At 73.5% G+C, this 25692-nt stretch carries 26 protein-coding genes; 15 read left to right on the top strand and 11 right to left on the bottom strand.

Annotated elements, in window-relative coordinates; all coding sequences use genetic code 11:
• The first annotated feature begins 867 nt into the window (after positions 1-867).
• From ACGF5T_RS10895 to ACGF5T_RS10870, 6 genes are all read left to right on the top strand, one after another.
• Positions 868-1650: an ABC transporter ATP-binding protein gene (locus ACGF5T_RS10895; RefSeq protein WP_356604917.1), complete on the top strand. Its 783-nt coding sequence runs from the start codon at positions 868-870 to the stop codon at positions 1648-1650.
• Positions 1647-2447, top strand: coding sequence for an ABC transporter ATP-binding protein (locus tag ACGF5T_RS10890; RefSeq protein ID WP_366767126.1), 801 nt, complete (start codon positions 1647-1649; stop codon positions 2445-2447). Before ACGF5T_RS10895 ends, ACGF5T_RS10890 begins: the two co-directional genes overlap by 4 nt.
• Positions 2444-3343, top strand: a complete 900-nt coding sequence (locus tag ACGF5T_RS10885; protein WP_356604913.1) for a branched-chain amino acid ABC transporter permease — start codon at positions 2444-2446, stop codon at positions 3341-3343. Before ACGF5T_RS10890 ends, ACGF5T_RS10885 begins: the two co-directional genes overlap by 4 nt.
• Positions 3336-4487: a branched-chain amino acid ABC transporter permease gene (locus ACGF5T_RS10880; protein WP_356604911.1), complete on the top strand. Its 1152-nt coding sequence runs from the start codon at positions 3336-3338 to the stop codon at positions 4485-4487. Before ACGF5T_RS10885 ends, ACGF5T_RS10880 begins: the two co-directional genes overlap by 8 nt.
• A complete protein-coding gene (locus ACGF5T_RS10875) occupies positions 4484-5767 on the top strand; it encodes an ABC transporter substrate-binding protein (RefSeq protein ID WP_356604910.1) in 1284 nt (427 codons plus the stop codon). The genes ACGF5T_RS10880 and ACGF5T_RS10875 overlap by 4 nt, the downstream gene beginning before the upstream one ends.
• Before the next feature lie 147 nt (positions 5768-5914).
• On the top strand, positions 5915-6733 hold the full coding sequence (locus ACGF5T_RS10870) for an SAM-dependent methyltransferase (protein WP_356604908.1): 819 nt from the start codon (positions 5915-5917) through the stop codon (positions 6731-6733).
• Between the two features lie 86 nt (positions 6734-6819).
• Here the strand turns inward: ACGF5T_RS10870 and ACGF5T_RS10865 are convergent, their stop codons facing one another.
• Both ACGF5T_RS10865 and ACGF5T_RS10860 read right to left on the bottom strand, forming a co-directional pair.
• Positions 6820-7740, bottom strand: a complete 921-nt coding sequence (locus ACGF5T_RS10865; RefSeq protein WP_356604906.1) for a helix-turn-helix transcriptional regulator — start codon at positions 7738-7740, stop codon at positions 6820-6822.
• 144 nt (positions 7741-7884) lie between these two features.
• Positions 7885-8112, bottom strand: a complete 228-nt coding sequence (locus ACGF5T_RS10860; protein ID WP_356604904.1) for a DUF397 domain-containing protein — start codon at positions 8110-8112, stop codon at positions 7885-7887.
• Between the two features lie 364 nt (positions 8113-8476).
• On the opposite strand from ACGF5T_RS10860, the gene ACGF5T_RS10855 reads away from it, so the two are divergent.
• The 4 genes from ACGF5T_RS10855 (at position 8477) to ACGF5T_RS10840 (ending at position 11824) form a co-directional block, all read left to right on the top strand.
• On the top strand, positions 8477-8875 hold the full coding sequence (locus ACGF5T_RS10855) for an ATP-binding protein (RefSeq protein ID WP_392887533.1): 399 nt from the start codon (positions 8477-8479) through the stop codon (positions 8873-8875).
• A gap of 28 nt (positions 8876-8903) precedes the next feature.
• Positions 8904-9449 carry a hypothetical protein gene (locus ACGF5T_RS10850; protein ID WP_356604900.1) on the top strand — a complete coding sequence of 182 codons (546 nt, stop codon included), beginning with the start codon at positions 8904-8906 and terminating at the stop codon, positions 9447-9449.
• Between the two features lie 150 nt (positions 9450-9599).
• Positions 9600-11369, top strand: coding sequence for an ABC transporter ATP-binding protein (locus tag ACGF5T_RS10845; RefSeq protein WP_356605483.1), 1770 nt, complete (start codon positions 9600-9602; stop codon positions 11367-11369).
• Between the two features lie 191 nt (positions 11370-11560).
• Positions 11561-11824: a DUF5133 domain-containing protein gene (locus ACGF5T_RS10840; RefSeq protein ID WP_356604898.1), complete on the top strand. Its 264-nt coding sequence runs from the start codon at positions 11561-11563 to the stop codon at positions 11822-11824.
• A gap of 69 nt (positions 11825-11893) precedes the next feature.
• Here ACGF5T_RS10840 and ACGF5T_RS10835 read toward each other — a convergent pair whose 3' ends face one another.
• Positions 11894-12862: a helix-turn-helix domain-containing protein gene (locus tag ACGF5T_RS10835; RefSeq protein ID WP_356604896.1), complete on the bottom strand. Its 969-nt coding sequence runs from the start codon at positions 12860-12862 to the stop codon at positions 11894-11896.
• Between the two features lie 265 nt (positions 12863-13127).
• Between ACGF5T_RS10835 and ACGF5T_RS10830 the strand changes: the two genes are divergently transcribed.
• A complete protein-coding gene (locus tag ACGF5T_RS10830) occupies positions 13128-13637 on the top strand; it encodes a hypothetical protein (RefSeq protein ID WP_356604894.1) in 510 nt (169 codons plus the stop codon).
• Positions 13638-13745: 108 nt separating this feature from the next.
• Complete coding sequence (locus tag ACGF5T_RS10825; protein ID WP_356604892.1) at positions 13746-13961, top strand: hypothetical protein; 216 nt, start codon at positions 13746-13748, stop codon at positions 13959-13961.
• A gap of 19 nt (positions 13962-13980) precedes the next feature.
• Here ACGF5T_RS10825 and tgmB read toward each other — a convergent pair whose 3' ends face one another.
• The 3 genes from tgmB to ACGF5T_RS10810 form a co-directional block, all read right to left on the bottom strand.
• A complete protein-coding gene (gene tgmB / locus ACGF5T_RS10820) occupies positions 13981-14976 on the bottom strand; it encodes an ATP-grasp ribosomal peptide maturase (protein ID WP_356604890.1) in 996 nt (331 codons plus the stop codon).
• A 16-nt stretch (positions 14977-14992) separates the two neighbouring features.
• Positions 14993-15184: a putative ATP-grasp-modified RiPP gene (gene tgmA, locus ACGF5T_RS10815; protein WP_053141012.1), complete on the bottom strand. Its 192-nt coding sequence runs from the start codon at positions 15182-15184 to the stop codon at positions 14993-14995.
• Between the two features lie 119 nt (positions 15185-15303).
• Positions 15304-15627, bottom strand: a complete 324-nt coding sequence (locus tag ACGF5T_RS10810; protein ID WP_366767124.1) for a YkvA family protein — start codon at positions 15625-15627, stop codon at positions 15304-15306.
• A gap of 206 nt (positions 15628-15833) precedes the next feature.
• Between ACGF5T_RS10810 and ACGF5T_RS10805 the strand changes: the two genes are divergently transcribed.
• Entirely contained in the window at positions 15834-17441 is a 1608-nt protein-coding gene (locus ACGF5T_RS10805; protein ID WP_366767123.1) for a hypothetical protein, read from the top strand.
• A gap of 94 nt (positions 17442-17535) precedes the next feature.
• On the opposite strand, the gene ACGF5T_RS10800 is transcribed toward ACGF5T_RS10805, so the two are convergent.
• Genes ACGF5T_RS10800 through ACGF5T_RS10790 form a run of 3 tightly spaced genes read right to left on the bottom strand, consistent with a single transcriptional unit; the run spans position 17536 to position 21242 of the window.
• Entirely contained in the window at positions 17536-19665 is a 2130-nt protein-coding gene (locus ACGF5T_RS10800) for a xanthine dehydrogenase family protein molybdopterin-binding subunit (RefSeq protein ID WP_366767122.1), read from the bottom strand.
• A gap of 24 nt (positions 19666-19689) precedes the next feature.
• Entirely contained in the window at positions 19690-20682 is a 993-nt protein-coding gene (locus ACGF5T_RS10795) for a xanthine dehydrogenase family protein subunit M (RefSeq protein WP_356604881.1), read from the bottom strand.
• Complete coding sequence (locus ACGF5T_RS10790; protein WP_366767121.1) at positions 20679-21242, bottom strand: 2Fe-2S iron-sulfur cluster-binding protein; 564 nt, start codon at positions 21240-21242, stop codon at positions 20679-20681. The genes ACGF5T_RS10795 and ACGF5T_RS10790 overlap by 4 nt, the downstream gene beginning before the upstream one ends.
• A 149-nt stretch (positions 21243-21391) precedes the next feature.
• Here ACGF5T_RS10790 and ACGF5T_RS10785 point away from each other — a divergent pair, with 149 nt between their 5' ends.
• Complete coding sequence (locus ACGF5T_RS10785) at positions 21392-22078, top strand: maleylpyruvate isomerase N-terminal domain-containing protein (protein WP_366767120.1); 687 nt, start codon at positions 21392-21394, stop codon at positions 22076-22078.
• A gap of 46 nt (positions 22079-22124) precedes the next feature.
• On the opposite strand, the gene ACGF5T_RS10780 is transcribed toward ACGF5T_RS10785, so the two are convergent.
• Complete coding sequence (locus tag ACGF5T_RS10780) at positions 22125-23282, bottom strand: hypothetical protein (protein WP_361014940.1); 1158 nt, start codon at positions 23280-23282, stop codon at positions 22125-22127.
• 281 nt (positions 23283-23563) lie between these two features.
• On the opposite strand from ACGF5T_RS10780, the gene ACGF5T_RS10775 reads away from it, so the two are divergent.
• On the top strand, positions 23564-24358 hold the full coding sequence (locus ACGF5T_RS10775; RefSeq protein WP_356604873.1) for an SDR family oxidoreductase: 795 nt from the start codon (positions 23564-23566) through the stop codon (positions 24356-24358).
• 47 nt (positions 24359-24405) lie between these two features.
• On the opposite strand, the gene ACGF5T_RS10770 is transcribed toward ACGF5T_RS10775, so the two are convergent.
• Positions 24406-25488, bottom strand: a complete 1083-nt coding sequence (locus tag ACGF5T_RS10770; RefSeq protein WP_366767119.1) for a YihY/virulence factor BrkB family protein — start codon at positions 25486-25488, stop codon at positions 24406-24408.
• Positions 25489-25692: the final 204 nt, after the last annotated feature.

Raw genomic sequence — 25692 nt, 5'->3', positions numbered from 1 at the left:
GTGCGCCTCCGGGCCTCCGGGCCTCCGGGCCCCCGGGCCCCCGGGCCTCCGGACCTCCGGGCCTCCGGGCCTCCGGGCCCCCGGGCCCCCGGGCCTCCGGACCTCCGGGCCTCCGGGCCTCCGGGCCCCCGGGCCCCCGGGCCGGACCAGGCACCGTCCTCCGGAGGTCGGCCACGGCCCACATCGGTCCAGCTCCCCCGGAGGCCACGGCTCGCGCAGGCACCCTCCTCGGCTGGGGCGTGCACAGCAGCCCCGCAGCCACGGCATGCCTAGCACCCGCCAGGTGCCCGGCAGCCTGCCCAGGCACCCCGCTCCGGGCTCACGGCCCACGCGGGCACCCCTCTGAGGGCCCCGGTCTGCCCAGCCGCCCTCTTGCGGGGTCGCGGCCACGTGGGCGCCCTCTGAGGGCCCGGCATGCCCGGACACCCTCCTGCGGGGCTCACGACCCACCCCTCTGAGGGCCCCCGCCTGCCCAGGCACCCTCCTCCGGGGTCACGACCCGCGCCGTCGCCCTCCGCTGGATTCCAGCCCCGCACCGACGCCCGCCCCCTCCCAGCCACCCCCGAGCCCGCACCCGGGACCAGCCCTTCACCTCCGCTCTCGCACCCGATCCTCCCGTCGCTCCGCACCACACCCGTGACCGGCCCGCGGCTCTCCGCCCCACACCTTCCCCGCCCCCCGCCCCGGCACCCCCCGGCACCGCCCCGGCCCCCTCGGCGCTGGGCATCCGCACAGACTCTCCCGTCCGCGACTGGGACGCCGCAGCGACCCGGGCCGCAGGCCTGTACCGGTGCCCGTCCGCGTGCTGTCGTGAGCTCTCCCTCACCCGTCACCGTGCCGTTCTCGGCACGGTCCCAAGGAGCCGCGATGCCCGCAGCACCACCGGACGGCGAGCCCGCGCTGCACGTCGAGAGCCTCGACGTGACGTACGGGCGCGCACTGTCCGCCCTCCGTTCCGTGTCCCTGACCGTCCCGCACGGCGGCGTCGTGGCGCTGCTCGGCGCCAACGGCGCCGGCAAGACGACGCTGCTGCGGGCCGTGTCGGGCACACTGCGCCTGCACCGCGGCGCGATCACGGCCGGCCGCGTCCGCTACGGCGACACGGCCCTCGACGGCAGGGACCCGGTCGCCGCCGTACGCGCCGGCGTCGTCCAGGTACCCGAGGGCAGGCGGGTGTTCGCCGGACTCACCGTCGACGAGAACCTGCGCGCCGGCGGTCTGGGCCTCAACCGCCGCGCCCCAGCGCAGGTCAGCGAGGCGCGGGACCGCGTCTTCACCCTCTTCCCACGGCTGGCCGAACGCACCCGCCAGGCGGCCGGCCTGCTGTCCGGCGGCGAGCAGCAGATGCTGGCCATCGGCCGCGCCCTCATGGCCGCACCCCGTCTGCTCCTCCTCGACGAACCCTCCCTCGGGCTCGCCCCGCTGATGGTGGAGCGCATCGCCGAGGTCGTCCGCGAGATCAACGCCCAGGGCACCGCCGTACTCCTCGTGGAACAGAACGCCGGCATGGCGCTGTCCCTCGCCGAACACGCCTACGTCCTGGAGGTCGGTGAGATCGGCCTGTCCGGACCCGCCGGCGAACTCGCGCGGACGGACGCCGTACGCCGCCTCTACCTGGGCGAGGCCGCCGACGACCAGGGGGCCGCGTGACCACCGGTACCACCGCGCCGCCCACGCTCGAGGTCCGGGACGTGACCGTGCGCTTCGCCGGACTCGTCGCCCTCGACGACGTCTCGTTCACCGTCGCCCCGGGCACCCTGCACGCCGTCATCGGCCCCAACGGCGCCGGCAAGTCCACCTGCTTCAACGTCCTGTCGGGCCTGTACCGGCCCACCACCGGAACCGTCCGGCTCGGCGACGCCGAACTGACCCGTCTCGCGCCGCACCGGATCGCGGGCCTCGGTGTGGCCCGCACCTTCCAGAACATCGTCACCACCCAGGGCACCGTGGCCGACAACCTGATGCTGGGCCGCCACGCCCTGTCCCGGGCCGGCTTCGCCGCCAGCGCCCTGCGTCTGCCGCACGCCGTGCGCGAGCAGCGCGAACACCTCGCCAAGGCGCGTGAGATCGCCGAACTCACCGGCCTCGGCGCCCATTTCGACACACCCGTCGCCCTGCTGTCCTACGGCGACCGCAAACGGGTCGAACTGGCCCGCGCCCTCTGTCTGGAGCCCCGTGTACTGCTGCTCGACGAACCCGTGGCCGGCATGAACGCCGCCGAACGCGTCCGGATGACCGAGGTCGTCCGCGAGATCCGCACCGAACTCGGCCTGTCCGTCGTGCTGGTCGAGCACGACATGGGCCTGGTCATGCGCCTCGCCGACGAGGTCACCGTCCTCGACTTCGGCAAGGCCATCGCCCACGGCACCCCCGACGAGGTCCGTCGCGACCCCGAGGTGCTGCGTGCCTACCTCGGCACCGGCACCACCGGGGAGGACGCGGCATGAGCGGCTTCCTCGACAACCTCCTCAACGGCCTCGCCCTGGGCTCCGTCTACGCCCTGATCGCCCTCGGCTTCGTCACCATCTTCAAGGCCTCCGGCGTGCTCAGCTTCCTGCACGGCTCGCTGCTGCTGCTGGGCGGCTACCTGGTCGCCGTCCTCCACGACGACATCGGCTTCGCCGGGGCGCTCGCCGTCGCGGTCCTGGTGACGGCCGCCGTCGCGGGCGCCCTGGACCGGCTGATCCTGCAGCGGGTCGGCGGGAACGACCCGCACGCCTCCCACGTGCAGACCATCGTCACCATCGGCATCGACATCGTCCTGGTCACCGACCTCGCCCGGCGCATCGGCGGCGACCTGCTGCCGCTCGGCGACCCCTGGGGCGACTCGGTGACCGACCTGGGCCCGGTGACCGTCGCCGACAGCCGCATCGCCGCGATCCTGGTGTCCGGCCTGGCCATCGCCGGCGCCTTCGCCCTCTTCCGGTTCACCCCCTGGGGCCTGTCGCTGCGCGCGGCGGCCGAGGACGGCGAGGCCGCGGCCCTCATGGGCGTACGGCTGACCCGCGTACGCACCGTCGCCTGGTGCCTGGCCGGCGGACTCGCCGCGCTCGCCGCGGTCTTCCTGGTGGCCTTCCCGGCACCCGGGCTGGAGCGCACCACCGGGCAGATCGCCCTCAAGGCCTTCCCGGCCGCCATCCTCGGCGGCATGGCCTCACCGGTGGGCGCGCTGGTCGGCAGCATGCTGATCGGCCTCACCGAGGCCTTCGTCGCCGGCTACCAGTCCGAGCTGCACGTCCTCGGCGAGGGCTTCGGGGACGTCGCCCCGTACGCCGTGATGGTGCTGGTCCTCCTGGTGCGCCCCGCGGGACTCTTCGCGGCGAAGGGAGCGGCTCGTGTCTGAGCTTCTCAAGGGGAGCGCCCTCCTCAAGCGCGGCGGTCTCCTGCTGCTGCCCGCCCTCCTCCTGTGCGGCCTGCCCTTCTACCTCGACGCCTTCTGGCTGCGCATCGGCCTGTTCTCCATGGCCGCGGCAATCGGCGCCGTCGGTCTCAGCCTGCTCAGCGGCACCGCCGGACAGCTCTCCCTCGGGCACGCCTTCTTCCTCGCCGTCGGCGCCTACGGCTACGTGTGGCTGGCGGGCGAGCCCGGCCCGGGGCTGCCGCCGGCCGTCGCCGCAGTCCTCGCCGTGCTGCTCGCCGGCGCGGCGGGCGGTCTGTTCAGCCCCGTCGCCGGCCGGGTCAAGGGCGTGTACCTGGGCGTCGCCACCCTCGCCCTGGTCTTCCTCGGCCACCACGTCCTGCTCACCGCGGACTCCGTCACGGGCGGCTTCAACGGCCGCTCGGTGCCGCCGCTGGAGATCGGCGGGTTCACCTTCGCCCAGTCCGACCCGGAACTGACCGTCCTGGGCGTGCCGTTCGGCGCGGAGGAACGGCTCTGGTACCTGGGCCTGGCCCTGTTCGCCCTCACCTGGTTCACCGCACGCGGACTGCTGCGCGGGCGCCCCGGGCGTGCCCTCGTGGCGGTGCGCGACAGCGAGACCGCGGCGTCCGTGATGGGCGTGCACGTGGCCCGGTACCGCTCCTCCGCCTTCGTCGTCTCCTCGATGTACGCGGGCCTCGCGGGCGTCCTGCTCGCGCTCTCCTTCCGCCGGGTCGTGCCCGACTACTTCTCCCTCCTCCTCTCCGTCGACTACCTCGCCATGATCGTCATCGGTGGCCTCGGCTCGGTGGCCGGAGCCACCGCGGGAGCCGTCTTCGTGACCGCGCTGCCGCTGCTGATGACGCGCTACGCCGACCAGTTGCCGCTGGTGGCGACGCCGGGCTCCGGAGGCGGCTCGATCGGGCCGACCGAGGCCTCCCGCTACCTCTACGGCGCGGCGATCGTCGTGATCCTGCTGTACGCCCCGGACGGCCTGCACGGACTGGCCCGGCGCACCCGCGCCCGCCTGCGCCGCACACCGCCCGTGAACGAGCAGCCCGGCACCGGGCCCTCGCCCCGACCCTCCACCGCCGCCACCACCGCACGAGCCAAGGAGCACACCCCGTGAACGTCACGCACCCCAGAGCCCGCACCACCCGGACCGCCGCCCTGGCCGCGGCACTGGCCGCCGTGCTGCTCGCGGGCACCGCATGCAGCTCCAAGGCGGACGGCGACGGGAAGACCGACAACGCCGCCGACGGCGTCAAGGCCGGTCCCGGAGTCACCGAGAAGGCCATCAAGCTGGGCGCGCTGACCGACCTCACCGGCCCCTACGCCACCCTCGGCAAGAGCATCGTCCAGGCCCAGCAGATGTGGGCCGACGAGACCAACGCCGCGGGCGGCATCTGCGACCGAAAGGTCGAGATCGTCGTCAAGGACCACGGCTACGACGTCCAGAAGGCCGTCACCGCCTACGCCGACATCTCCCCGGACGTCGTCGCGCTGCCCCAGGTCATCGGTTCGCCGGTGGTCGCCGCACTGCTCGACGACATCCAGCGCGACAACATGCTCACCTTCCCGCAGGCCTGGGCCGCCTCCCTGCTCGGCATGGACTCCGTGCAGGTCCTCGGCACCACCTACGACCTGGACATGATCGCCGCCGTCGACTTCCTCACCCGTTCGAAGAAGATCGCCAAGGGCGACACGATCGGCCACGTGTACTTCGAGGGGGACTACGGCGCCAACGCGCTGGAGGGCTCGGAGTGGGCCGCCGAGCAGGCGGGGATCAAGGTGGCCGGGCAGAAGATCAAGGCCACCGACACGGATCTGACCGCCCAGGTGGCGGCCCTGAGCAAGGCCGGCGTCAAGGCGATCCTGATCAGCGCGGGCCCCGCGCAGACCGCCTCCCTCGCGGGCGTGGCCGCCGCCCGCGGGCTGACCGTGCCGATCGTCAGCAGCGCGCCCGGCTACTCGCCGCAGCTGATGAAGACGCCGGCCGCCAAGGCCCTGGAAGCCATGGTCCACGTGGTCAGCGCCGCACCGCCGGTCAGCTCCGACCTGCCGGGCGTCAAGAAGATGGTCGCCGCCTACGGCAAGAAGTTCCCCGGCGAGCCGGTCGACTCCGGCGTGCTCTCCGGGTACAACGCCGCCCAACTCATGGGCGCGGACCTGAAGAAGGCCTGTGAGGGCGGCAGCCTCACCCGTGAGGACGTGGTGAAGGCACACCGCTCGCAGAAGAACGCCGACACCGGCCTCGGCACCCCGCAGGACTTCACCAGTGTGAAGGAGCCGGCCAGCCGGTCCACCTACGTGATGAAGCCCTCCGCCAAGGCCGTCGGCGGCGTCGTGGGCGTGGAGGAGGCACACAAGGCACCGGGCGTCGACGCGTACCTGGCCGACCGCGGCTGAGGAACCTGAGTGGCCGTCAACTCGACTGCTGGAAGGTCGTTTTGGCGGCCACTCGGGCCACCTTCTGGTTTCCCTGTCCACCACGTCCTTAAGATGTACTCTCTGTCATGCCAGTCCAGTTGGCGCCCGTACGGAGCTGGGGGAACGATGCAGGCCGACAAGCAGCTGTCCACGGAGATCGACGCCAACGTGCCCACAGCCGCACGTATGTACGACTACTACCTGGGCGGCAAGGACAACTACGCGGCCGACCGGGCGGCGGTAGGGGAGCTCGACAAGGTCGTGCCCAGCACCCGTCGGCTGGCGCTCAACAACCGGCGCTTCCTCCAGCGTGCCGTCAGGACCCTCGTGCAGGACCACGGCATCCGTCAGTTCCTGGACCACGGGTCCGGCCTTCCCACGCAGGACAACGTGCATCAGGTCGCCCAGCGCGTCGCCCCCGACGCGCGCGTCGTCTACGTCGACAACGACCCGATGGTGCTGGTCCACGGCCGGGCGCTGCTGGACCAGAACGACCGGACCGCCGTCATACACGCCGACATGCGGTCGACGGACGAGATCTTCGCCCACCCCGACACCCAGCGCCTGATCGACTTCTCGCAGCCGGTCGCCGTGCTCTTCAACTCGGTCTTCCACTGCATCCCCGACAGCGACACCGACGGCCCCAAGGCGGTCATCAAGCGGGTCACCGAGCGACTGGTGCCCGGAAGCTACGCGGTGATGTGCCAGTTGGTCAGCGATAAGGCCGAGGTGCGGGAGTTCGTCACCGACTTCATGAACCAGGCCACGCAGGGGCACTGGGGACGGGTCCGCGAACCCAAGGACGTCGAGGCGTACTTCGAGGACATGGACATCCTGGAGCCGGGCCTGGTGGAGGTCTCCACCTGGCGCCCGGACAGCGAGGTGGCGCCGCGCCAGCTCACCGACGAATGGATCGAGTTCGGCGGACTGGGACGCATACGCTAGCGCGGAGGACGGACCCGGGGAACGCCGAGGGCCGCACGCGATGCGTGCGGCCCCTGGTCCTGTGACCCTTCGGTCCTGCCTCGCCGTCACTCCTCCGCATAGCGCTGTGCCATCGTCCGGCGGAGCATCTCCAGTGACTCGCGCGGCGTCAGCGCCTCGTCGGCCAGGCGGTCCAGCGCGACCCGGTACTCCTCGGTCTCGTCCAGATCCTCGAGGAAGTTGGCGCTCCTGATGTGCTCCAGGTACACCACGTCGGGCAGGTCCGTGCCGCCGAAGCGCAGGTAGGTGACGGGGATCGCGGGCGCCGACGCGTTCGTCACGTCAAGCGGCACGATCTGCAGCGTCACATGGGGCTGCTCGGCCATCTCGACCAGGTGCGCCAGCTGCTCGCGCATGACGTCGCGGCTGCCCAGCACGCGCAACAGCACGGACTCGTCGATGATCGCCCACAGTTGCGGGGCGTCGCCGCGCCGCAGCAGCTCCGCACGGCGCATGCGCAGTTCGACGCGCCGCCGGACCTCACCCGCCGGCGCGTTCGGCAGCCCCCGCTCGACCACGGCCTGGGTGTACCCGGCCGTCTGGAGCAGGCCGGGGACGTACTGGATCTCGAAGGTCCGGATGGTCGTCGCGGCCTCCTGGAGGCCGACGAGGCGGTCGAACCACTCGGGCATCAGGCGCTTGTCGTACCGCTGCCACCAGCCCGGCTCGCCGGCCCGCTGCAACAGCTTGAGCAGGACCGAGGCCTCGTAGTCCTCGGTGCCGTACCGCTCCAGCAGCGCACGGACGTCGGTCTCGGTCGGGGGCCTGCGGCTCTTGCCCGACTCGATGCGCGAGAGCTTGGCCGCGCTGAACCCGAGTGCGCGCGCCGCCTGGTCCTGGGAGAGGCCGGCGTCCTCACGGAAACCCGCCAGCTGGACGCCGACCAGCATCTTCAGCAAGGTCGGGGCGGGCTCCACCCGGTCCAGGTACGGTTCGAGACGGGAGATGCGATGCGACGCGGCGGACATCCTGGCTCCCAGCAGACGGGCAGACTTGAGAATCCACACTATCTCATCCGGGTTATGCCCGCCGCATCGGCCTGTGGGAAATGGGTAGTTGGCCTCCGCTCGCCGTTCGGCCCGCCGGCCCCGGCGGTCGTGCGACCGCCCGGCTCACACCAGGTGGTCGAACTCGCCCTCCTTCGCCCCGGCCAGGAAGGCGGCCACCTCCCCGGAGGTGTAGACGAGGGCGGGTCCGTCCGGGTCACGGGAGTTGCGCATCGCGATGCCCCCGTCGACGAGGGCGACCTCGACGCAGTTGCCCTCGGCGTTGCTGTGCCGACTCTTCATCCAGCAGGCGTCCAACGAGCTGGCCTGCACTCCGTTGCGCACTGATGGCACCGCGATCTCCTTGCCGTTCGGGGGAGCGGGCGGACCGAGTCCCGTCGGTCCCCGAACGCTCCCATCCGATTTTTTTCGCGCAATTTCTCGTGCAATTGCACGCGAGCGCTGTCAGCGTGGATAATAGCCGTGGCGTCAACCCCTCGGTCGGCGCCTCGTTCTGACGTCGCATCAGGGAGATGCCGTGTCGTCACCTGCGCATCCAACGCTCCGGTCGCCCGGTGAGTCCGTGCCGGAGGCGGGCGTGACGAGTGGGTTCGGCGGGCTCCCGCACGTGCCGCGACCGGCCGCCGGTCGCCATGAGTGGCCGTGCCCGGCCCCTCGCCCGCCGCGTCACACGCAGGGTGACGGGCCCCTGTCCGCGGTGCTGCGCCTCGCGTGCAGCGCGGAGGGCTTCGCGCGGGCCCGGAGCTTCACCCGGGACACGTTGAGGGGCTGGTCCCTCGGCCGGTATGCCGACGACGCCGTCCTGGTGATCACCGAACTCGCCGCCAACGCCGTGTCGCACGCGGTGCCGTCCGCGGCGGCCGGAGCTCCGGAGATCCGGCTGGGACTCGCCGTGGGCCCCGGCCACCTGATGCTCACCGTCTCCGACCCCGGGGACAACGCGCCCGTCCTCGTCCCGTCCGGCGACTCGGCACTCGAGGAGAACGGACGCGGCCTGTGCATCGTCGACGCCCTCGCCGAGGAGTGGGGCTGGACCCCGCGGCCCCCGGCGGGCAAGACCGTCTGGGCCACGTTGTCGACCCGCACCCCCACCTGACCCGACTGCCGCGGAAGGGCCCCACACCATGCGCAGCGCTCCGACACCCGAGCCGAGCACCCAGCGCACCGACCCTGCGAAGCCGCCGTCCGGCCCGCCCCGCACCGTCCTCCTCGCCGGACTGGACGGGGTGCCCTGGACCGACATCCAGGACTCCAGCGGTTCGGCCGCCGCCATTCCCCGGTTGCTGCGGAAGGTCGCCTCGGGAGACCCCGACACCGCCCGCGCCGCCCTCGACGATCTGCGGAAACGCATCTGCCAGTACGGCTTCGTCGTCGAGCAGGCGACCGCCGCCACCGTGCCCTTCCTGTGGGAACTGGCGCAGTGGCCGCAGGTGAACTGCCGGGCGCAGATCATCCAACTGCTCAAGAACATCGCCGACGCCCGGCAGTGGGAGACCACCGCCACCGCCTATCCCAAGCTGCTCAACCACCGGGAGAACCCGGTGGCCTGGGAGCGTGCGGCCCGGCAGGCCGTCCGGGCCCGCCGGGGCGAGCTGGCGCGACTGCTCGTCGAGGGGGACAGCGAGATCAAGCGGGCCACCACCGAGCTGGCCCGCACCCTCGGAGACTGAGGCCCGCGCCCTCCACGGGGGAGAAGGCGCGGGCCTCCCCTCCGGCCACGTCCCGACCTCCGGGACGGTGTGGCGTCCGCAGCGGCGAACGGGTAGGAAAGCGCGAGGAGAAAGCGCTTGCCCCACTTGGTCACCAGGAGGACCACGCCGATGGCGTCGCCGCCCGAAAAGCCGCTCGACCACCGCTACCGGGGCGAACACCCGATACGCACGCTCGTCTATCTGTTCCGAGCCGACCGCCACCGCCTGGCCGGGGCGGTGGCGGTCTTCACCGTCAAGCACAGTCCGGTCTGGCTGCTGCCCCTGATCACCGCGACGATCATCGACACCGTCGTCCAGCACGGGCCGGTCGACGACCTGTGGACCAGCACCGGGATCATCATGTTCATCCTGGTGGTCAACTACCCGCTGCACCTGCTCTACGTCCGCCTCCTGTACGGCAGCGTGCGCCGCATGGGCACCGCCCTGCGCTCCGCGCTGTGCACGCGGATGCAGCAGCTCTCCATCGGCTACCACTCGCGTGTCAGCGCCGGCGTCCTGCAGGCCAAGGTGGTGCGGGACGTGGAGACGGTGGAGCAGATGGTGCAGCAGACCGCGGAGACGGGACTCGGCGCGTTGACCGTGCTCACCGGCGGCCTGGTCATCATCGCCGTGCGCACCCCCGAGTTCCTGCCCGTCTTCCTCGTCGTCGTCCCGGCCGCCTCCCTCCTCGTGGCCCGCCTCCGCGCCCGGCTGCGCTCCCACAACGAGCACTTCCGCCACGAGGTGGAGGCCCTGTCCTCCCGGGTCACGGAGATGACCCGGCTCATCCCGGTCACCCGTGCCCACGGTCTGGAGGGCAAGGCGCTGCGCCGCATGGACGGCACCCTGGAGCGCCTGCTCACCTCCGGGATGCGCCTCGACCTGGTCAACGGCCGCTTCGGATCGCTGTCCTGGGTCGTGCTCAACGTGGTCGGCGTCCTGGTCCTCGCGGGCGCCGCGCTGATCTCGTACCACGGCGTCTGGGGCGTCACCGCCGGCGACGTCGTCATGCTCAGTGCCTTCCTGACCACCCTCACCAACTCCACCACGACGTTGGCGGGGCTGGCCCCCGTCATCACCAAGGGCCTGGAGTCGGTCCGTTCGGTCGGCGAGGTGCTCCAAGCGCCCGAACTCGAGGACAACGAGGGCAAGGCGGAACTGACCTCGCTGCGCGGAGCCGTCACCTTCCAGGGCGTCGGGCACGTCTTCGAGACCGACGGGCGGGCCGCGGTCAGCGACTTCACCCTGGCCGTGGAGCCCGGCGAGACCATCGCGCTCGTCGGCGCGTCCGGGGCGGGCAAGTCGACGGTGCTCAACCTGGTCATCGGCTTCCTGCGACCCACCTCGGGCCGACTGCTGCTCGACGGCACCGACATGAACACCCTGGACCTGCGCACGTACCGGCGGTTCGTCTCGGTGGTGCCGCAGGAGTCGATCCTGTTCGACGGCACGATCCGGGAGAACGTCGCCTACGGCATGGACGAGGCCGACGAGGAGACGGTGCGCCGGGCCCTGCGGGACGCGAACGCACTGGAGTTCGTCGACCGGCTGCCGCAGGGACTCGACACCCTGGTGGGGGAGCACGGCGCTCGGCTGTCCGGCGGCCAGCGCCAGCGCCTGGCCATCGCCCGCGCCCTCATCCGCGACCCCCGGGTGCTCATCCTGGACGAGGCCACCTCGGCGCTGGACACGCGTTCCGAGGCGTTGGTCCAGCAGGCGCTGGCCCGGTTGCTGCGCGGGCGCACCACGTTCGTCGTCGCGCACCGGCTGTCCACCGTGCGGGGCGCGGACCGGATCGTGGTGATGGCCGACGGCCGGATCCGGGAGACCGGCACCCACGAGGAACTCCTCGGCAGGGGAGGGGCGTACACGGCCCTGTACAGCGGACAGGTGGCCTGAACGTTCCGTCGGCGTTCCGGGCGGTGTTCCGGGCGGCGTTCTGTCCGGTTTCCGCCGGATCCTCGACGGGCCGCGACGAAGGCCGGACAGGAATCGACTGGTTCTGGTCAATTGAGACCAGGTGCGCGCATGATGTGAATGTTTCGGCCGGGTTCGGGCATACGCAGCGAAAATCGAGAGAGGGGCGCTTCGTGCTCGAACCGGACCCGAGGGTCGTCAGGGAGTTGCTGACGCGGTACGCGTCGTTGCGGATCGCTCAGGCGGAGAGGGAGAGGCCGGCGACGGCGCGCGAACTGGCGGACGTCAGCTACACCCTGTGCGTGATGATGGCGACGACCAGCATCCAGGACGCGGTGGCCAAGGCCGACGCACTGCTGCTCGCCAAGGGACGGACACCGGAAGCCGCCCGCGCGGCGGACCCGGACGAGGAGAGCGGCCTGTCACTGGCCGTGTGACACCGCCGTACCCGGGGCCCGCCCCCGGGACCGGGCACTGAGCGCCGGCCCGGTCCCGTGGGGCGGGCCCTACGCGCTGTCCGCGGCGGCGGCCGGCTTTCCGTGGAACGCCGCGCGGTAGGCGTAGGGAGTCGTCCCGACCACCCGGCGGAACCGCTCCCGGAAGGCCGTGGGGGAGCCGAAGCCGGCCTGTCGGGCGATCCGTTCGATCGAGTGGTCGCCGTTCTCCAGCAGGTACTGGGCGCGCCGTACCCGGGCCCGCAGCAGCCACTGCAGCGGGGTCGTCCCCGTCTGCTCACGGAACCGCCGGCTGAAGGTGCGCTCGCTCAGGCCCGCGCGTGCCGCCATGGCCCGGAGGGTGACCTCCCCGGCCAGGTTGTCCTCGATCCAGCGCAGCAGGGGCTCCATCTCCGACCCCCGGGGCACGGGTGGTTGCTCGTGCACGATGAACTGGGCCTGCCCGCCCTCCCGTTCCAGCGGGACGACGCACATCCGGGCGGCGTGCGCGGCGACGGCCGACCCCAGGTCGCGGCGGATCATGTGCAGGCACATGTCCAGGCCGGCGGCGGCCCCCGCCGAGGTCAGGATCTGCCCGTTGTCGACGTAGAGCACGTCCGGCAGCACCTCCACGCGTGGATGGCGGCGGGCCAGCTCGGCCGCCGCGATCCAGTGGGTGGTCGCCCGCAGACCGTCCAGCAGCCCCGCCTCGGCGAGGACGAACGCGCCCACGCACACCGACGCGATCCGTGTGCCGGCGCCCGCCGCCCGGCGCAGCGCCTCGAGGACGGGGCCGGAGGGCGGGCCGGACTCCTCCGAGCGGCCCGGCACGATGATGGTGTCGGCGGTCTCCAAGGCCTCCAGGCCCAGGTCGACGCGGAGGGAGAGGCCCTCCGTGCGCACCTCGGGGGACTCCGCGCACAGCCGGACCCGGTAGGGGCGGCGCCCGTCGGGCAGCCGCGTCCAGTCGAAGGTCTGCATGGGTGCCGCCATGTCGAACGGCACCACGTCGTCGAGGACCAGGATCGCAACCGTGTGCATGAACGACACCCTAGGCGGGTTCCCGCCGGGCGCAGAAGCCCGCGTCGGTCCGCGTCCGCCGGCCGCTCGCCGGACACCGCCTGGTCAGGGCGGTGGCGAGAACCCGTTGGAAGCTGTCGTTTCAGCCACTGTGCGCTCACCCGCCGGTTTCCTACCGTGGCTTCCGGCGGTGCCGCGCACCTCGCGGAACGGGTACCGCGTCGCCGGCCGACGCCTGCCGTCCGCGCGGCGAACCCACCGATCCAGCCCTCCGGAGCTTCCACCGATGACCAAGATCCTGCTGTCCCTCCACGTCCTGGCCGCGATCATCGCCGTCGGCCCCGTCACCGTCGCGGCCAGCATGTTCCCACCGGCGGTCCGGCGGGCGGCCGTGGCCCTGCCCGGCGGGAACGGGGACGGGGACGGGGGCGGGGGCGCGGAGGGCAGCGGCGGCGGGGACACGGGCACCGTACGGCTGCTGCACCGCATCTGCCGCGTCTACGCCGGTCTCGGCATCGCCGTGCCGGTCCTCGGCATCGCCACCGCGGCGGCGATGGGCGTCCTCACGGACGCGTGGCTCATCACGTCCCTCGTGCTGACCGCCGTGGCCGCCGGCCTCCTGGTCGCCTTCGTCCTGCCCCGGCAGGAGGACCTCCTGGAGCAGCTGGCCGACCGGCGGCCCGTCGAGCGGTCCGGTACGGCCCGGCTCGCCATGTTCACCGGCCTGTTCAACCTGCTGTGGGCCACGGTGACGGTTCTCATGGTCGTCCGGCCCGGCTCCACGACCGGCGCCTGAGCGGCTGTCACGCCTTGGGGGGAATGCGCACGACCGGGTTGGCGGGCGCCTAGACTGCTCAGTCGCGCCTCCGTACGGGGGCGGACGACACGAAAGGCGCGTTGACGGGTGTTCCAGGATTCCCCCATCTACGACCGACTCGTCGCCGAATGCGGTGACATTCCCGCGCAGGTGCGCAGGGAGGCCGAGCGCGTGAGCAGGGAACTGGAGGTTGTCATGCGCCCGCTGCTCTCACCCGGTCACCTGCCCGGCCCCGAACGGCAGGCATCCCCGGGCGCCGGATGGCAGCGCACCGCCCTGCTGCCCGGCCCCCGCCCGCACTGACGGGCGAACGCGTGGGACCTCACCCGAAGACCGTCGCGCCCGGACCTCCCGGGCCGCCCGTGTCGACCGGGTCCTGAGACGCGGGACGGGCCAGCCAGTCGGCGATGGCGCGGGCGATCGGCAGACCCGTGTCCACCTCGACGAAACCGAACTGCCCCGACTGATTGCACTCCAGGAACCACCAGGTCCCGTCGCCGTCCTCGGCGAAGTCGAGGGCGCCATAGGCGAGTCCCGCCCCCCTCAGATAGGCGCGGACCGCCTCGGCCACGCGCGGCGGCACCTCGGCCGGGCGCCACGGCTCGTGGGACGCCGCGAAACGGACGTCCACCTCCTCCGGGTCCCGGCCCGCGAGGTTCGTCTTCCGAGCGGCCAGCAGCTCGTCGCCGACGGCGGTGAGACGGATGTCGGCACGCTTGGCCACCCGGCGCTGGAGCAACGTCGGGCCGAGCGCGACGGCGGAGAAGTCGGCCTCGGGCGGGACCCGGCTGGTCGGCACCGCCAGGGGCGGATCCTGTGGATGGGTGCCGGAGACGGGCTTGACCACGAGGTCCGGGTAGCGCTCGGCGAACTCACGGGCCGCCCGCGGGAACGTCGTGATGAGCGTCGCCGGCACGGGCAGGCCGCAGCGCTGCGCCAGCCGCAGTTGCCAGGGTTTGTACCGGGCCCGGTGGGCCGCGTCCGGCTGGTTCATCCAGCGCGCCCCGCAGTCGCGGAGCATCCCGTAGAGCGCCTGCCCGGCCTCCTCCGTCAGCCACGCGGACGGCTCGGCGGCCCGGGTGGCGGCGCCGCCCGGCCGGCGCACCCAGACGGACCGCAGCCCGCCGATGCTCACCAGCCGGCCCCCCGAGGACAGGTGCCCCCGGAAGGACCCGTGCGCGAACTCACCGGACAGCGCCACGGAGTCCGTCAGATCGGCGGGGTCCAGGCGGACCACCGGCACTCCCGACGCGTTGAGGTGCACGACCACCATGTCCGCGGTGACGTCCTCTTCACAGGTCAGGATCAACACGGTCATTCGCGACAGCCCGTGTTCAGTCGTCGAAGTGAGTCTTCGACCCCGCGGTGGAGGTCGTGGTCCCCAGCTCTCTCAGCAGCGCGTGGTCACAGGCGGCCGCCCGCCCGTCCAGGAGCACGTTCAACTGAAGCCCGGAGTCGTAGACGTACGGAGTGGTGGCTTCCAACTCCACTGCGGGCCGTGCGTAGTTGAGCGCGAACGGTTGCATCGTCTCTCCCTAGTCGGTGCTGCGCCGATCAGGCGACGGCCTCTGCGCGCCGTCGCCTGGTCCGCCGACTTCCTTCGGCTTCCAGAGACTTATACGAATCGAACGGGTGAATGGTTTCCTTACGCAGCGTAGTCGTGGGGCCCGGTCGTCCTCCGCTGCCGGTCCGCGGCCCCCCGCCGTCCGCCGAGGGAACCGCGCGCGGAGCGCAGGGCGAGCAGCAGTACGCCGATGTCGTCCAGGTACACCGGATCGGGCACCAGGTCCGTCGGAAGCACCAGATAGAGGACGGCGCCCCAGAAGACCCACCGGGGGCCGGTGGGAAGCCCGGCCCGCCTGAGTTCCCGTCGGGTGCGCACCAGGCGCACCAGCACACCGACCGCCACCGCGAGCACGATCACCGCCAGCAGTACCGCCGCGGTGACCACCACTGTGGTCGTATCCACCCCGCCCCTCCTTATGGTGCGCGGCACGCGCCCCGCTTCACGGATTCCCGCTCGGGGCGCCGACAAGTCCCCGGGAACGCGTCCCTCATCCCTGTGGCCCACTCCGGTGGCAAACCGTCGGGGACGTGCCTAGAAATGGTCAGCACACAGCGCGTGTCGCATGTCGGGGACGCAGGGCGGCCGCACCCCCACCATACGGAGAGATCATGACCACCGGCTCTTCATCACCCCGTTCGCCCCAGTACGCCATATCCGCCGTGGACCTGCCCACCGGGGAGACGACCACGGCCACCGGCACACACCCGCTGCGTCCGGCGGACACGCGGGCCGACGCGGACCCGGCAGCCACCCACGCCTCGCCCGCCCGTTCACCCGTCTCCTACGCCCCCGTGTCGCACGACCTCCTCGCGCAGAGCCCCGTGGCGCGCACCCCCGCCACCCACGACCGCCGCTCCCACGAGCCCGTCCCGCACGAGCCCCTCACCCACGACGGCCGCCCCCACGAGCCCGTCCCGCACGGGCCCCTCACCCACGACGGCGCCCACCGGGACCCCGCGCCGAGGGGGGCCGCCACGGAACCGGCGCCTCACGTGTCCGTTCCCCGGGAAGGCGTGTCCCTGCCGCGGGACCCTTCGGTCGAGGACCTCTTCCCCCTCGACCCCGCGGACCACGAGGACGCGGAGCACGAGTACGGCGACCCCGTGGGCGACCTGGTGCGGGCGGCCGTGGCCGACCGGCCGCTGGAGGAGGTCGTCGACCTCATCACGATGCTGGAGCAGTCCCCCCGGTACACGCAGGCGACGATCGACGCGCTCCGGGCGGTCGGCGTGAACCGTTCCGTCGAGGACGTGACCCGGCTGGTCGGCCTGCTGACCCGGCCGCCGCGCGACCCGAACTGCGCGGACGAGGCGATCCGGGCCGCGGCCGAGTGCCGCTCGGTGGAGGACGTGACCCGGCTGATGGAGATGCTGCACCGCACGCCCCTGGAACCGCACTGCGGACAGGAGGCCGTGCGGGCCGCCGCCACCGGCCGGCCCGTGGAGGAACTGGTCCAGCTGATCGGACAGCTGGCCGCGGACGGACGCGTGCGCCCCGACCGCCCCGACGCCCGGCGTCTGCGGGCGGCGCTGGAGGGGGCGGGCGAGGACGACGGGCCGGGGTCCGCCGCCCGCACGGCGGGGCCGGCCGGCGTTCCCGGCGCCGACCGCCGTGGCCGGGAACGCCGGAGGGGACCGCGCCTGACCCGCCGCGGACGCGACCGCGAGGGTCGCCGCGCGCCGCGTGAGGAAGACCGCGAGCGGGAACGCCCCGCGCGCGAGGGCGACCGCGAGCGGGAGAGCGCGCCGCGTGCCGGCGACCGTGGGCGGGACCGCGCGGCGCGCAGGTCCGCCCGGGGCCCGGTCTGGCCGACCTGGCTGACCGTCGCCGTCCTCGCCGGCTGCGGCGTGGCCTACTTCCCGCTGCGCCAGAACGACGCCTCCGCCCAGGTCTACGCCGTCGCCCTCGGAGTGTCGGCGCTCTGCCTGGTGCTGGCCCTGCTGCTGACCCTCCGGCCCGCCGTACCGCTGCTCGCCGCGGCGGTGGTGGCACCGGCCGCACTCGCGGCGGCCAAGCTCTACGGCAGCGCGACACCCTCGGCCCGGGTCGCGAGGGTCGTCGACCTCACGCTGGCACCGACCTGGATCGCCGTCGCCGTCGCCGTACTGGCTTCCCTCGTCGCGCTGACGGCGCTCTGCGCACGGGTGGCGTCCCAGGCGCCCGTGCGGTTCCGGCCGGCCCCCCGGGTGGCCGGCGCGAGCCGGGCCGCGGACTGACCGTCCGCCCCCGCACACCCCGAGGCCCGCGCCGGGACACCCGGCGCGGGCCTCGTGCAGCCGCCTTGGCCCGCTTCCCGCCCCCGGTCCGCGCTCAGGCGCCCAGCATGCCCGCGGGGTGCTCGTGTGCGAGCAGGCCGGTGAGCACCCGGTCCGGCGTGAGCGGGAGTTCCCGGAAGCGGATGCCGGTCGCGTGGTGCACGGCGTTGCCGACCGTGGCCGCCGAGCCGACGATGCCGATCTCCCCGATCCCCTTGCTGCCCATGGGGTTGAGGCGGGTGTCGTCCTCGTCGACCCAGTGCGCCTCCAGGGCGGCGACGTCCGCGTGCGCGGGCACGTGGTAGGAGGCCAGGTCGGACTCGGTGAAGTCGCCGAACGCCGGGTCCATCGTGCTGTGCTCGGTCAGCGCCATGCCCAGGCCCATCGTCATGCCTCCGATGAACTGGGACCGCGCGGTGCGGGCGTTGAGGATGCGCCCCGCGGCGAAGACGCCCAGCAGCCGCGTCACGCGCACCTCGCCGGTGACCGTGTCGACGGTGACCTCCGCGAAGTGCGCCCCGAACGCGTGCCGTGCGAAGGGACTGTCGGCGTCGGCGGTGCCCGAGGTGTCGGCGTCGGCGGCGACCCCCTCGTCGGGCAGGGGGCCCGTGTGCCCGGCCAGGCGGCCGGTCAGCCGGACGCACGCCTCGTGCACGGCCCAGCCCCAGGAGGCGGTGCCGGAGGAACCGCCGGCCATGGGCGCGAAACCGATGTCGCTGTCGGCGATGTCGATCCGGACCCGGTCCAGGGGGACGCCGAGGGCGTCGGCCGCGATCTGCGCGCAGACCGTACGGGCGCCCGTACCGATGTCGGTCGCGTTGACGCGGACCCGGAAACCGCCGTCGGGCAGGGCGAGCGCCCGCGCGGCACACGGCGACACCAGCACCGGGTAGGTGGCCGCGGCCACCCCGGTGCCGATCAGCAGGGGCCCGTCGGCGCGCGAGCCGGGACGCGGATCACGGCCCTCCCAGCCGAACCGGCGGGCGCCCTCGCGCAGACACTCCACCAGGTTCCTGCTGCTGAAGGGCTTGCCGCTGTCCGGCTCGGTCTCCGGCTCGTTGCGGATCCGCAGCTCCACCGGGTCGAGGCCGATCTCGGTGGCGAGTTCGTCCACCGCCGACTCGAGCGCGTACATGCCCGGGCACTCGCCCGGGGCGCGCATCCAGGACGGGGTGGGCACGTCCAGCCGGGCCACGCGGTGGAGGGTGCGCAGCGCGGGGGAGGCGTACATCACGCGCGCGGGGACCGCCGCCTGCTCCACGAACTCCTTCACCCGGGAGGTGTAGGTGGTCACTTCGTGGACGACGGACGTGAACCGCCCCTCGGAGTCGGCCCCCAGACGCAGCCGGTGCAGGGTCGGCGCGCGGTGGCCGACCACGGCGGCCAGGAGGCGGCGCGGCAGCGCGACCGTGACCGGCCGGCCGGTCTCGCGGGCCGCCATCGCGGCCAGCACCACGTCGGGGCGGGGCGTGCCCTTCGACCCGAAGCCGCCGCCCACGTGCTCGGCGAGGACCGTGATCCGGTCCTCGGGCAGCTCGAACATCCTGGCCAGTTCCGCGCGCACGGCGCTGGTGCCCTGGCTGGAGGAGTGCACCGTCAGCCGGTCGTCGTCCCACCGCGCCGTGCTGCTGTGCGGCTCCATCGGGTGGTTGTGCAGGGGCGGCACCCGGTACTCGACGTCCACCCGGGTGCCCGACGCGGCGAAGGCGCCGTCCGGGTCGCCGTGTCCGGTGACGGCCGGGAACCCGCCGTTGGCCGATTCGGGAACGTACGCCTCCGGATGCGAGGCGGTGAGGGTCACGTCGTGGTCCTCCACCTCGTAGGTGATCCGGACGGCGGCGGCCCCGGCCCGGGCCGCCTCCAGGGTCTCGGCCACCACCAGGCCCACGAACCAGCCCCGGTGCGGGACCCGCGCGTCCTGCAGCACGGCCAGGACGGGATCCTCCGGCTGCCCGAGCCGGGGCGCGTTCTCGTGCGTGAGCACCGCGAGTACGCCGGGCAGGGCGAGCGCGGCGGCCGCGTCGACGCCGGTCACCCGGCCCCGCGCCACCGCCGCCGGCACGGGCCAGGCCTGGGCGCGGCCGGGTGCGTCGTGCTCGGCCGCGTACCGGGCGGTGCCGGTGACCTTCTCCCGCCCTTCGCGCCGCTCCACCGGAGCGCCCAGGACGGTATCGGTGCCGGACATGGAGTCCTCCTCGTGGCGCATGGTTCAGGTCGTGGCCGGCGGAGCGAGCCGGCCGAGTACGTCCAGGGCCAGGCGGCGGGCCAGCGGCACCTTGTAGGCGTTGTCACGCAGCGGCTCGGCGGCGGCCAGTTCCAGACCGACGGCGTGCTCGAACGCCGCTGCCGTGGGCGCCGCGCCCAGCAGCGCGTCCTCGGCCCGCCGGGCGCGCCAGGGCCGGTGCGCGAGCGCCCCGAAGGCGATGCCGACCCGGTCCACCACCCCGTCCGCGGTGTGCAGGACGACGGCGACCGAGGCCAGCGCGAAGGCGTACGACGCCCGGTCGCGGGCCTTGCGGTAGGCCGAGGGCAGCCCGGCGGTGGCGGCGGGCAGGACCACGCCGGTGATCAGCTCGCCGGGGTGGATCTCGGTGTCCCGCTCGGGCTGCGAGCCCGGCAACCGGTGGAAGTCGGCGGCGGGCACGCTCCGGGCGCCCTCGGGCCCCCGCAGCTCCACGCGCGCGTCGAGGGCGGCGAGCGCCACCGCCATGTCGGAGGGGTGCGTGGCCACGCACTGCTCGGAGTGCCCGAGCACCGCGTGGTCGCGGTGCACGCCCTCCAGCGCGCCGCAACCGGTGCCGGGCTCCCGTTTGTTGCACGGCTTGGACAGGTCCTGGAAGTAGGGGCAGCGGGTGCGCTGGAGCAGGTTGCCGCCCGTGGTGGCGGCGTTGCGGAGCTGGCCGGAGGCACCCGCCAGCAACGCCTGCGAGAGGGCGGGCCAGCGGTCGCGGACGGTGGGGTGGGCCGCGAGGTCGCTGTTGCGGACCGTCGCGCCGACGCGCAGCGAGCCGTCGGGCAGCTCCTCCACCGCGTCGAGCGGCAGCCGGGTGACGTCGACGAGGGCGGCGGGCGTCTCGACACCCAGCTTCATCAGGTCGACGAGGTTGGTGCCGCCGCCGAGGTATCGCGCGCCGGGGTGGGCGGCGAAGGCCTCGGTGGCCTCCTCGACGCTGCCGGCCCGCACGTAGGCGAAGGGCTTCACCGGATCACGTCCTCGACCGCGTCGGCGATGCGGGGATACGCGCCGCACCGGCACAGGTTGCCGCTCAGCCGCTCCCGGATCTCGTCCCGGTCCAGCGCGACGGGCTCGCCGGAGGGCGCCCGCGGGTCGGTGACGTGGGACGGGTGCCCGGCCGCGGCCTCGGCGAGCACGCCGACCGCCGAGCAGATCTGGCCCGGTGTGCAGTACCCGCACTGGAAGGCGTCGCGCTCCAGGAACGCGCGCTGCACCGGATGCAGTTCCGCGCCGTCCCCGGCGAGGCCCTCGACGGTGGTGATCTCGCTGCCCTCCAGGGCGACGGCGAGCAGCAGGCAGCTGTTGACGCGCCGCCCGTCCACGAGGACCGTGCAGGCGCCGCACTGCCCGTGGTCGCAGCCCTTCTTCGCGCCCGTCAGCCCGAGATCCTCGCGCAGCAGGTCCAGCAGGACCCGGCGGTGGTCGACGCTGAGGGTGTGCGGTTCGCCGTTGACGCGGAGCGTGGTCCGCGATCGTGACGGCTGCGGTGGGGAGGCGTGGGCGGTGCCCTCGTACTGGCTGTCCATGGCGTCGATGACCTCCCGGGGCGGGCCGTGCTGCTGCTGTGCCGTCCGCGTATCCAGGTCACGCCCCCTGACACGTGAGGGTGCCCTCAGTCGCCCGCGGTCGCCCTCGCTCGCGTCGGTCCGCCGCCGGGTCGCCCTAGGGTGATGCCATGACCACGACACCGGAGGAACACGTCCGTCCCGCTCACGTCGTGCGCGACGCCTACGGCGCCCTTGCGGCCGTCGTCGGTCCGCTCGGGGACGAGGAGTCCTGGCTGCCGACCGACTGCACCGGATGGGCCGTCCGCGATCTGGTGTTCCACCTGCTCGGGGACGCCCAGCGCGCCCTGGTGGCCCTGCACACCCCCGCGGCCGGACCGCCCGACCGCGACGCCGTCACCTACTGGCGCGACTGGACGCCCGATCCCGTCGGTGCGGCCCACGGACGGCGGTCGAACCGGGTCGCCGCGAGCATGTTCCTCGACTTCCGGCAGCTGAGGGAGCTGTACCTGGAGACGGCGGCGGCGACCGTGGCCGCCGCGACGGAGACGGAGCCCGGGCGCCGGGTGAGCACCCAGGGACACGTCCTGACCGCCGGCGACCTGATGACGACCCTCGGCGTGGAGGCGACCGTCCACCACCTCGACCTGACCGTCGCGCTGCCCACCGCGCCGGGACCGGCACCGGCCGGGCTGACGGCGGTCCGGGCCACCCTCGACGGTCTCCTGGGGCGCCCCGTGCCGCTGCCCTGGAGCGACGAGCACTACGCCCGCGCCGCCACCGGCCGCGTCCCGCTCACGGACGGCGAACGGGACGCCCTCGGCGCCGACGCGCAGCGCGTGCCGCTCTTCGGCTGACGGGGACGGACGGGGCGACCCCGGGTCAGGTGTGAGGCGCCAGGTGTCAGGCGTCGCGGTCGGCCGTCGGCCGGGCGTCGTCCTGAGTGCCGGTCGCCTCGGGGCGCGGCTTGCGGCCGGGGCTCCTGAGCCGTTCCAGCGTCTGGGTCAGTCCCCGCAGCGGGGAGGTCCGGGACGTCTCGGCCGGCGAGGGCGGGGCGGGGGCCGACCCGGCCGACTCCCGGTACGCGGCCAGCGCCTCGGCCGCGCGCTCGGCCGCCTCCCGGTACAGGTCCCGGGACTGGGTCATGGCCTCGAGCGCCTCGGCGTACATGGCCACCAGCCTGCGCTCGCGCTCCAGTTCCTCCGCCATGGTCAGCAGCCGCCAGTCCTCCCGCAGCCCGGCGAGCGCCTTCTCGGCCCCCTCCGGCAACGGCCTCGGCAGCGCGGCGAAGGACGTCACCGCCGCGATCAGCTCGGTCGGCTCGGAACCGTCCAGGAAGACGGAGCGGACGGCGAAGGCCTCGGCCTCGTACGCGGACGGCGCCGGGGTGCCGGGCAGGACCACGGCGCCGCCGCGCGGTACCTGGACGCCGAAGTCCTCCAGGGCCCAGTTCACCACCCGCAGCTGCTGCGGCGCGGCGCGGTGCTCGACCACGCGGTGCCGCAGACCGGGCGGCAGCCGGTCCGCCAGCGGGATCCGGCCGCGGTGGTCGGGGGTCATCGCCTCGTGCACGACGACGTGGATGTTCCACGCACCGCGCCCGGCGTCCTTGAGCAGCCGGCGCACGGCCTTGTCGTCGTCCGGCAGGGTGTTGATGCCCCGCATCCGCAGGCCGGTGGCGGTGTCGCGGTCCCAGGTGACGTCCGGGTCGTCGGGCCAGAACACGGTGGCGGGCGAGGGCCAGGCGTCGTCCCAGGCCTCCTCGGCCTCCGCGAGGAGGGTCCACTCCTGTCCCCCGGCGGAGGCGGGCGCCAGGAGCAGCCTGGCCCGCACGGTGACCGGCCCGGGGGCCTTCCAGCGGGCCTCGAAGATCCGGTCGCCGGGGGCTTCGTCGCCGGTCTGTTCCGCGGGCAGTTCCAGGAAGTCGTCGATGACGCGGCTGTCCTTCAGCCGCTGCAGGGTGTGCCGGACGGTATCCTCCGCCGCGGATCCGACGTGGCGGCCGCGAGCGGTCCACACCGTGGGCGGAGTCGTGGGGCGGGCGGTGGCTGAGGTCGGCATGAGTCCATCGGGGAGCAGGGGCACGGGCGCGTGACCCGTCCGGCGGATCATGCCGCGGCCGCGGTGCGGTTCGGGTGCCGTCGCCCGACCGCGACCTGATCCGCCGGACAGGCCCGAGGCCAGTATCGTCGCCGCAGGTCAGCCGAGAGCACCCGGGGGGCCGCCGACCGGGCGGGCCGCGGCGCGGCGCGCGGTGTGGCCGACGGGGGACGTGGTGCGTGGGGGGCCAGGGTGGGAAGGAGCACGGCGACCGACCGTACGGCACGAGAAGGAGCGATCTGATGAACCTGGACCTCGGCGGACGCACCGCGCTGGTCACGGGCTCCTCGCAGGGCATCGGGGCGGCGATCGCCGCCGGACTGGCCCGGGCGGGCGCCACGGTGGGCGTCAACGGACGCGACGCCGGACGACTGGAGGAGGGCGTCGGGAGACTGCGCGAACAGGTGCCGGAGGGCGCGTTCGTGCCGGTCGTGGCCGACCTGGGCACCGAGGAGGGCGCCGAGCGCGCCCTGGAGACCCTGCCCGAGGTCGACATCCTCGTGAACAACCTGGGCGTCTTCGGCGCGGTGCCCGCGCTGGAGATCAGCGACGACGAGTGGCGCCGCTACTTCGAGATCAACGTCCTCGCGGGTGTCAGGCTGACGCGCGCCCATCTCCCCCGGATGAGGGAACGGGGCTGGGGCCGGGTGCTGTACATCGCGAGCGACTCGGCCGTCGTCGTCCCGGCCGAGATGATCCACTACGGCGTCTCCAAGACGGCGCTGCTCGGGGTGGGCCGGGGCTTCGCCAAGGAGGCGGCGGGCAGCGGCGTCACGGTGAACTGCGTCATCGCCGGACCCACCCACACCGAGGGCGTCGAGGACTTCGTGTACCAGCTGGTCGACCGCGACCTGCCCTGGGAGGAGGCCCAGCGCGTCTTCATGCGGGAGCACCGCCCGCAGTCGCTGCTCCAGCGGCTGATCGAGCCCGAGGAGATCGCCAACCTCGTGGTGTACCTGAGTTCACCCCAGGCGTCCGCCACGACCGGGGCGGCGGTCCGGGTCGACGGGGGATACGTCGACTCGATCCTGCCCTAGCGGCGCGGAGGCGGAACCGCGCCGCCGCACGGCGCGGTTCCGGCGGGTCATGCGTCCGGTTCGGCGCGTCGCCGGTCCGCCTCGTCCCAGGCACGGGTGTCGCGCGGCTCGACGTAGGGCTCGTCCTCCGGCGGATGGCCTCCGTCGATCACCCGCTGCCGGGCCAGCTCGGCGTCGAACTCCAGCCCGAGCAGGATCGCCAGGTTCGTCACCCACAGCCACACCAGGAAGATGATGACACCGGCCAGGGTGCCGTACGTCTTGTTGTACGAGCCGAAGTTGGCCACGTAGAAGGCGAACCCGGCGGAGGCGACGAGCCAGATCAGCAGGGCGAGCACACTGCCCGGCGAGATCCACTTGAAGCCCTTGACGCGGGCGTTCGGCGTGGCCCAGTACAGGATCGCGATCATGAACGTCACGAGGACGACCAGCACCGGCCACTTGGCGATCGACCACACCGTCATGGCGGTGTCGCCGAGGCCCAGCGCGGTGCCGACCTGCTGGGCCAGGCTGCCGGTGAACACGACGATGAGCGCGCTGACCACCGCGAGCACCAGCAGCACCACGGTGAGGGCCACCCGCAGCGGCAGCACCTTCCACACCGGGCGCCCCTCCGGGACGTCGTAGACGGCGTTCGCCGAGCGGATGAACGCGGCCACGTAACCCGACGCCGACCAGACGGCGCCGACCAGGCCCACCACCGCGAGGACGGAGCCGAGACCGGCCTTGGCCTGCAACTGCTCCACCGCGTCGGTGATGATGTCCCGCGCGGGTCCGGGCGCGAGCTTCTGGATGTTGTCCAGGACCTCCTGGGTGGCGGACTGCCCGGCGATCCCGAGCAGGGACACCAGCACCAGCAGGGCCGGGAACAGCGACAGGATGCCGTAGTAGGTCAGGGCGGCGGCCCGGTCGGTCAGCTCGTCGTCCTTGAACTCGGAGATCACGCGGCGCAGCAGGGCGGACCACGAGCGTTTGGGCAGCTCGGTGGGGGAGTCGGGGGCGGCACGCTCGGTGGAGGCGTCCGGACCGTAGTCCTCGGGCGCCTTTTCGTCCGGTGCCGCGTCCGGTGCCGCGTCCGGCGAGTCGTCCTTCGGGCGCTTCCCGCGATGGGGCAGATGCAGTCGGGCCATGGGCCCCGGGTTGCCCGTCCCGGCGCGTCCACGCCCCCGGGTGCGGCGCGCGTGCCCGGTGTGCGGCCCGCACCCGCACCGGGCGCCCTTCACCCGTGGCGGCGGAGGGGGCGCGGCCCCCACCATGGTCCGGCGGACAGGCCCCGCCCACCATCCGCAGCGGGGCGGGCCTGCCCGCACCACCCCTGCCCTGGCCGGATTCCG

The organism is Streptomyces sp. NPDC047853 (assembly GCF_043204535.1).
Lineage (GTDB): Bacteria > Actinomycetota > Actinomycetes > Streptomycetales > Streptomycetaceae > Streptomyces.
Note: the sequence above shows the minus strand (reverse complement) of the source record. Positions and strands in the feature narration are given on the sequence as shown.